The 999-nt window shown below is 78.1% G+C and carries 2 protein-coding genes; both read right to left on the minus strand.

Features of this window, described 5'->3' with window-relative positions; all coding sequences use genetic code 11:
* Positions 1–420: redoxin domain-containing protein (locus tag HLB09_RS20490; RefSeq protein WP_409373022.1), on the minus strand; the 420-nt coding region annotated here is incomplete at its 3' end.
* Positions 378–803, minus strand: a complete 426-nt coding sequence (locus HLB09_RS17545) for a DUF3052 domain-containing protein (RefSeq protein WP_171204551.1) — start codon at positions 801–803, stop codon at positions 378–380. The genes HLB09_RS17545 and HLB09_RS20490, both read right to left, overlap by 43 nt.
* Positions 804–999 lie beyond the last annotated feature (196 nt).

The raw sequence follows: 999 nt of genomic DNA on the forward strand, positions 1-999 counted from the left end.
ACCGGTCGCCCGGTCGAGCGCGCCGTGGGCGCGGGCGGCCGCGCCGTGGGGCCAGAAGTCCGACAGGAGCGGGAACCCGAGACCCTCCGCCCGGGCCCAGGCGGAGAGCGCGGGGACGGCGTCGCACGTCACGGCGACCACGTCCAGGCCCGCCGCCGCGAGCTCGTCCGCGCGGTCGCGCAGCGCGAGGGCCTCGCCCGTGCAGACGGGCGAGGCGGCGAAGGGCAGGAAGACGACGAGCCGCGCCCGGGCGCCCGGCGGCAGAGGACCGCCCAGCAGGACGGAGGACCCGTCCGCGGCCGTGTGCCGGGTGGGGCGCGGCGCCCGGGACCCGACACGGGCCCGCGGGCGCCGCAGCCGGGCCGCGAGCGGCGTCGTCAGCCCTTGCGCCCGCGCGCCACGAGCCGCGTGCCGGACCAGTCGCTCGTCACGGCGATGGTCGAGGTCGCGTGGAGGCCCGCGGTGGGTGCGGCGTCGTCGATGTCGGCCGGCTCCACGTGGCCGGGACGACCGCTCTTGGGGCTCAGCAGCCACACCACGCCGTTGTCACCGAGCGAGGTCAGCGAGTCGACGAGGGCGTCCACGAGGTCGCCGTCGTCCTCGCGCCACCACAGCAGGACCACGTCGACCGCCTCGACGGCCTCCTCGTCCAGCATCTCGGCGCCGGTGACGTCCTCGACGTCGTCGCGCAGGTCGTGGTCGACGTCCGAGTCGTACCCGAGCTCCTGCACCACCTGCCCCGGCGTGATGGACAGCCGCTTGGCGGCTCCGCCACTCGCCGCGGGGTCCGCGGTCGCACCCACCGTCGTGTCCTCTTCTCCGTCGTCGTCCGTGGTCACGTGCCCGCTCTCGCGTCCGCCGACCGTAGTGCACGCCCCCCGCGGCGGTCCCGCGCGCCGCCCGTTCGCGGCCCGCCCGGGCGCGTCGCGGCGTGGCCGGACCACCCGCCGGGACGCTGTCGCGGCGGGAGGCGCCGCGCGGGAGGACCCGGCCTAGGGT

It is taken from the genome of Pseudokineococcus marinus (genome assembly GCF_013004605.1).
In the GTDB taxonomy this organism is placed as follows: domain Bacteria; phylum Actinomycetota; class Actinomycetes; order Actinomycetales; family Quadrisphaeraceae; genus Pseudokineococcus; species Pseudokineococcus marinus.